7 protein-coding genes are annotated in these 5,608 nt (G+C 72.8%); 3 read left to right on the top strand and 4 right to left on the bottom strand.

All coding sequences use genetic code 11. From position 1 onward, the window contains the following. From AB0C87_RS42750 to pdhA, 3 genes are all read right to left on the bottom strand, one after another. The coding region (locus AB0C87_RS42750; protein WP_360582285.1) for a biotin/lipoyl-containing protein at positions 1-346 on the bottom strand (346 nt) is incomplete at its 3' end. Further along, positions 343-1,392, bottom strand: a complete 1,050-nt coding sequence (locus tag AB0C87_RS42745) for an alpha-ketoacid dehydrogenase subunit beta (RefSeq protein WP_360582283.1) — start codon at positions 1,390-1,392, stop codon at positions 343-345. The genes AB0C87_RS42745 and AB0C87_RS42750, both read right to left, overlap by 4 nt. A gap of 9 nt (positions 1,393-1,401) precedes the next feature. Beyond that, positions 1,402-2,517 (bottom strand): pyruvate dehydrogenase (acetyl-transferring) E1 component subunit alpha, encoded by a 1,116-nt coding sequence (pdhA, locus tag AB0C87_RS42740; protein ID WP_360358544.1) that lies wholly within the window; start codon positions 2,515-2,517, stop codon positions 1,402-1,404. A gap of 149 nt (positions 2,518-2,666) precedes the next feature. Here pdhA and AB0C87_RS42735 point away from each other — a divergent pair, with 149 nt between their 5' ends. Further along, a complete protein-coding gene (locus AB0C87_RS42735) occupies positions 2,667-3,293 on the top strand; it encodes a GntR family transcriptional regulator (RefSeq protein ID WP_345177603.1) in 627 nt (208 codons plus the stop codon). A gap of 21 nt (positions 3,294-3,314) precedes the next feature. Here the strand turns inward: AB0C87_RS42735 and AB0C87_RS42730 are convergent, their stop codons facing one another. After that, entirely contained in the window at positions 3,315-4,019 is a 705-nt protein-coding gene (locus AB0C87_RS42730) for a GntR family transcriptional regulator (RefSeq protein ID WP_345177602.1), read from the bottom strand. A 232-nt stretch (positions 4,020-4,251) separates the two neighbouring features. Here AB0C87_RS42730 and AB0C87_RS42725 point away from each other — a divergent pair, with 232 nt between their 5' ends. After that, on the top strand, positions 4,252-5,406 hold the full coding sequence (locus AB0C87_RS42725) for an NRAMP family divalent metal transporter (RefSeq protein ID WP_360582287.1): 1,155 nt from the start codon (positions 4,252-4,254) through the stop codon (positions 5,404-5,406). 7 nt (positions 5,407-5,413) lie between these two features. Beyond that, on the top strand, positions 5,414-5,608 hold a 195-nt coding region (locus tag AB0C87_RS42720), incomplete at its 3' end, for a carboxyltransferase domain-containing protein (protein ID WP_360582280.1).

Below are 5,608 nucleotides of genomic sequence, written 5' to 3'. Positions count from 1 at the left end.
CGGCGACCGGCGCCTCCGCCGGCTCGGGCGCCGCCTCCGCGGCGGGGGCCCGCTCCGGCTCGGCGGCGGGCCGCGCCTCCGCGGCGGGCGCGGACTCGGGACGGGCGCCGCCGGCGGGGACGATCACCGCGATCGGGGCGCCGATCGCCGCGGTCTCGCCCTCGGCGACGAGGATCTTCTCCAGCACGCCGGCCTCGTAGGCCTCGTACTCCATGACCGCCTTGTCGGTCTCGATGTCGACGATGACGTCGCCGACCGCGACCTCGTCTCCCGGCTGCTTCTGCCAGGAGCTGATGACGCCCTCCTCCATCGTGTCGGAGAGGCGGGGCATGAGGATCTCGGTCATCGCGCGGGCTCCAGAGCGGGTCGCGGGGACGGGGCGTCCGTCCCCGGCGTGATGCGGCCGGTCGCGCGGAGCGTGGCGCGCACGGCGGTCAGCAGGGACTCGGCGGACGGCAGCGCCGCCGTCTCCAAGGACTTGGCGTAGGGGAGGGGCACCTCGGCCATCGCCACGCGCCGGACGGGGGCGTCCAGCCAGTCGAACGCGCCCTCCTGGATCGTCGCGGCGATCTCGGCGCCGATGCCGTAGGTCAGCCAGTCGTCCTCGGCCACGACGGCGCAGCCGGTCCTGCGGACGGAGTCGACGACCGTCTGCCGGTCGAGCGGGCGCAGGCTGCGCAGGTCCACGACCTCGGCGGAGATCCCCTCGGCGGCGAGGGTCTCGGCCACCTCCGAGGCCACGCGGGCCATCCGGGAGTAGCCGATGATCGTGATGTCGGTGCCCGGACGGGTCACCGCGGCGCGGCCGATCTCGGCGGGCTCGACGTCCTCGACCGCGGCGGGCAGCTCGCCCTTGGTGTTGTAGAGGGCGAGGTTCTCCAGGAACAGCACCGGGTCGTCGTCGCGGATCGCGGCCTTCAGCATCGCCGACGCCTCGGCGGGCGTGCTCGGCGCGAGCACCTTCAGGCCGGGGATGAACGAGTAGAACAGCTCGACGTTCTGCGAGTGGGTGGCGCCGAGCTGCTGCCCGCCGCCGCCCGGCGTGCGGATCACCATCGGCACGCTGGCCTGCCCGCCGAACATGCCGTAGATCTTCGCGGCGTGGTTGACGATCTGGTCCAGGGCCAGCAGCGAGAAGTTGATCGTCATGATCTCCACGACGGGGCGCAGGCCGAGCATCGCGGCGCCGATCGCGGCGCCGACGAAGCCCTCCTCGGCGATCGGGGTGTCGCGCACGCGGCGCGGCCCGAACTCCTTGAGCAGCCCTTCGGTGATCTTGTAGGAGCCCTCGAAGAGCCCGATCTCCTCGCCCATCAGGAAGACGTTCTCGTCGCGCAGCATCTCGGCGCGGAGCGTGTCCCGGAGGGCCTGGCGGTAGGTCACGGTTGCCATGGGTGCCTCTCAGGAACCGAATACGGGGTCGGCGGGGAGCCGGCGCAGCTCGCCCGGGACCGGGGTGGCGTAGGTGTAGTCGAACAGCGTGGACACCTCGGGCGCGGGGCTCTCGTCGGCGAACGCGGCGGCGGCGTCGACCTCCGCCGTCACCTCGGCGTCGAGCCGGTCGCGGTCGTCGGCGGACAGGATCCCGGCCTCCTCCAGCTCCAGCGCCATGCGGGCCAGGGGGTCGGCGGCCTTCAGGGACTCCTTCTCCTCCTTGGACCGGTAGCGGGCCGGGTCGACGACCGAGTGGCCCTTCAGCCGGGGGCTGACGGTCTCCAGCAGGTAGGGCTTGCTCTCGGCGCGGGCGCGCTCGACGGCGGTGCGCGCGGCGTCGCGCACCGCGATCACGTCGGTGCCGTCCACCCGCAGGCTCTCCGTCCGGTAGGCGGCGCCGCGCCGGTACAGCTCCGGCTCTGCCGCGGAGCTCTCCACGGTGGTGCCCATCCCGAGACCGTTGTTGATCACGACGAAGACGACGGGGAGGTTCCAGAGGGCGGCGATGTTGAGCGACTCGTGGAACGCTCCGATCGCGGTCGTCCCGTCGCCCATCTGGCACATGACGACCTCGTCGCCGCCCTTGTAGGAGACGGCGAGCGCCGCGCCGGCCGCGAGGGGCACCTGCCCGCCGACGATCCCGTACCCGCCGAGCAGCCGGGCCTCGGCGTCGAACAGGTGCATCGACCCGCCCCAGCCCTTGGACACGCCCGTGGACCGCCCGTACAGCTCGGCCATGACGCGGTCCGCGCCGATGCCCTTGGCGAGGGCGTAGCCGTGCTCGCGGTAGTTGGTGAACAGGTAGTCGGTGGGGCGCAGCGCGGCCATCAGCCCGACGACCGTGGCCTCCTCGCCGAGGTTCAGGTGGCAGTAGCCGCCGATCTTGGCCTCGGTGTAGGCGCGGGCGGCCCGCTCCTCGAAGCGCCTGATCAGCAGCATCTGCCGGTAGTAGCCGACGAGCGTGCCGGCGTCGGCCGCCGGGGGCGCCGCGTCCGGCGCCGCCGCGTCGGTCTTCGGCTCGGGAGCCTGGGCGCCGCGCGCCCTCCGGCTCCGCGCCGGTGCGGCCTGGACGGTGTCAGCCATCGGCGACCCTTCCTTCGTCCGGGGCAGCGCCGTAGGATCGCCACGACACTCCCGATCATCATTGATCTATGATCGATCATATTGTATCTCGTACGACCCGCCCACCCGTCAAGAGGCACTTACCGGCCGTGGCGCTACGATCCAGTTTCGTGAAGACCTCCGACCAGCTGCTCCGCACCGGGCTCGCCGACCAGATCCGCGAGTTCATCGTGGAGGGCATCAGCTCCGGGCGGTGGGAGCCGGGGGAGCGCGTCGTCGAGCGCCGGATCGCCGCCGAGCTGGGCGTGAGCCAGGGGCCGGTCCGCGAGGCGCTGCGCCAGCTGGAGGCGCAGCGGCTGATCGAGACGCTGCCGAACCGGGGCGCCCGGGTCCGCGACTTCACCGAGCGGGACCTGGCCGAGATCTTCCCCGTCCGCGCGGGCCTGGAGCGGACGGCCGTGGAGCTGGCGCTGCCCCGGCTCGCCGACTGCCTGGACGCGCTGGAGGAGCACAACCGCCGTCTCGGCGAGGCCGCCCGGGACGGCGACCTGCACGAGCAGATGCACCTCAGCATCGCCTTCCACCGCGAGATCGTCGAGTCGGCCGGCAACCGGCTGCTCGTCTCGGTGTGGGAGGGGCTCGGCATCGAGCTGTGGACGACCCTCTCCCTGCGCCTGCACGAGACGGAGATCTACTCCAAGTCGGCCGAGCATGCCGAGCTGATCGAGGCGTTCCGCCGCGCCGACCCGGCCGCGCCGCAGCTCCTGCACGACCACGTCATGAACTACGCCCCCTAGCCCCGCCTTCGGCGAGGCCCCCTAGGGCGCCTTCTCTCGGTAGGCCGCGCTGAGCTGGGACTCCGCGTCGTCGAGGTAGGAGCGCAGCTCCCGCTCGGCCCCCGCGAAGTCGCCCCGCGCGAGCAGGTCGTGGATCCGCCGGTTGCGGGCCAGGTAGGGCTCGTGGAACTCGCGCGGCGAGCCCATCTCGTGGAAGACCAGGCGCATCTCGGCCAGCAGGTGCCGGATCATCTCGTCGACCCGGGGGCTGCCCACCAGCCCGGCGATGGCCTCGTGGAAGCGGATGTCGGCGGTGCCGACGTCCGGCCAGCTCCCGGCGGCGGCGGCGCGCTCGCCGGCGAGGACCGCCGCCTCCACCCGGGCGAACGCCGCGGGCGGGGCCTGCGGCGCGCACCGTATGCCCTCGTACTCCAGGATCCGCCGCACCCGGTAGAGGTCCGCCAGGCCTTCGGCGGTGACGCGGCCCACGAACACGCCCCGGTTGAACTCGTGGACGAGCAGCCGCTCCTTGGCGAGCAGCCGGAACGCCTCGCGCACGGTGTTGCGCGAGACCTTCAGGGCCTCGCTCAGCTCCTCCTCGCGGACGCGCTCGCCCGGGGCGAGCCGCCCCTCGGTGATCTGCTCGCGCAGCAGGTCGGCGATCCGCCCGGCGGTGCTGGTCCTGTCGAGGCCGTGCCGGGCGGCCGCGATGTCGGCCAGCCACGAGCCCTGCGCCGGCACGGGCATCGGCCACCTTCCGAGGGTAGGCGCGGGAGGGCGCGCGAACGTTCTGGGGCGCTCAGCCTATCCCTGGGGACGGAGAAATGCATCAACAGGTCTCTTGATGGATTGTTGAACAATCCCTACCCTTGCGGAAAGTCGAACCCCCCGGAAGGGCCCCGCCATGACGGACCCAGCGACCCTCGACACGACCACGGAACCGGCCGCCCGCTCCCGCCGCGCCGCGCTCGCCGGCGCCATGTTCCTGATGGCCACCAGTGCCATCGGACCCGGCTTCATCACCCAGACCACCGTGTTCACCGCCCAACTCGGCGCCGCCTTCGCCTTCGCGATCCTGGTGTCGGTGCTGGTGGACGTCGCGATCCAGCTCAACGTGTGGCGCGTCGTCGGCGTCTCGGGGATGCGCGCCCAGGAACTCGGCAACCGCGTCCTGCCCGGCGCCGGGTACGGCCTCGCCGCCCTCGACGTGTTCGGCGGCCTGGTGTTCAACATCGGCAACGTCGCCGGCACCGCGCTCGGGCTGAACGCGCTGCTCGGCCTCGACGTCAAGATCGGTGGCGCGCTGTCCGCGCTGGCCGCCATCGCGATCTTCCTGGTCCGGCGGGCCGGCGTCGCGATGGACCGGATCGTCGTCGTGCTCGGCGCCGTGATGATCCTGCTGACCCTGTACGTCGCCTTCGTCTCCGACCCGCCGCTCGGGGACGCGCTCCGGCAGAGCGTCGCGCCGGAGACCATCGACTTCCTGGTCATCACCACGCTCATCGGCGGGACGGTCGGCGGCTACATCACCTACGCGGGCGCCCACCGCATGATCGAGTCCGGGGTGACCGGGCCCGGCAACGTCAAGGAGATCAACCGCAGCGCCGTCACCGGGATCATCGTCACCGGCCTCATGCGCGTGCTGCTGTTCCTCGCCGTCCTCGGCGTCGTCGCCGGCGGGGCGACCCTCGCGAAGGAGAACGCCCCCGCCTCGGCCTTCGAGCACGCGGCGGGCGAGGCCGGGCTGCGCGTCTTCGGACTGATCATGTGGTCGGCCGCGATCACCTCGGTCATCGGCGCGAGCTACACCTCGGTGTCGTTCCTCGTCTCGTTCTCCTCCTTCGTCGAGCGGCACCGCAACCGGCTGGTCGTCGCGTTCATCCTCGTCTCCGCCGCCATCTACCTCGCCATCGGCACCGCCCCGGCGAAGCTGCTCGTCCTCGCCGGGGCGCTGAACGGGCTGATCCTGCCCTTCGGCCTCGCCGTGCTGCTGTGGGCGGCCGCCCGCCGCCGCGACCTGCTCGGCGGCCACCGGTACCCGGTCGGGCTCCTCGTCCTCGGCGTCGCGGCCTGGCTGGTGTCGCTCTACCTGGGGTGGAACAGCCTCTCCGCGCTCGACGACCTCTGGAGGTGAGGGCGGGGTGCGGATCCTCCCGAGCGGCGACGCGGCACTGCTGGTCGAACTGCCGGACCTGCCGGAGATGCTCGGCCTGTACGCGGCGCTCGCGGCGTCCCCGCCGCCCGGCGTCGCCGACCTCGTGCCGGCCGCCCGCACCCTGACCCTGCTGCTCCGTCCCGCCGCCGACCCGGCCGCGGTCGCCGCCGCGGTGCGCGCC

The organism is Actinomadura sp. NPDC048021 (genome assembly GCF_040653135.1).
GTDB lineage: Bacteria > Actinomycetota > Actinomycetes > Streptosporangiales > Streptosporangiaceae > Spirillospora > Spirillospora verrucosospora.
The sequence above is the reverse complement of the archived record's forward strand: the minus strand, read 5'-3'. Positions and strand labels throughout refer to the sequence as shown.

Coding starts and splice junctions, on each gene's coding strand:
- pdhA (WP_360358544.1), bottom strand. CDS start 2,517: ATGGCTGACACCGTCCAGGCCGCACCGGCGCGGAGCCGGAGGGCGCGC.
- AB0C87_RS42725 (WP_360582287.1), top strand. CDS start 4,252: ATGTTCCTGATGGCCACCAGTGCCATCGGACCCGGCTTCATCACCCAG.
- AB0C87_RS42745 (WP_360582283.1), bottom strand. CDS start 1,392: ATGGCAACCGTGACCTACCGCCAGGCCCTCCGGGACACGCTCCGCGCC.
- AB0C87_RS42730 (WP_345177602.1), bottom strand. CDS start 4,019: ATGCCCGTGCCGGCGCAGGGCTCGTGGCTGGCCGACATCGCGGCCGCC.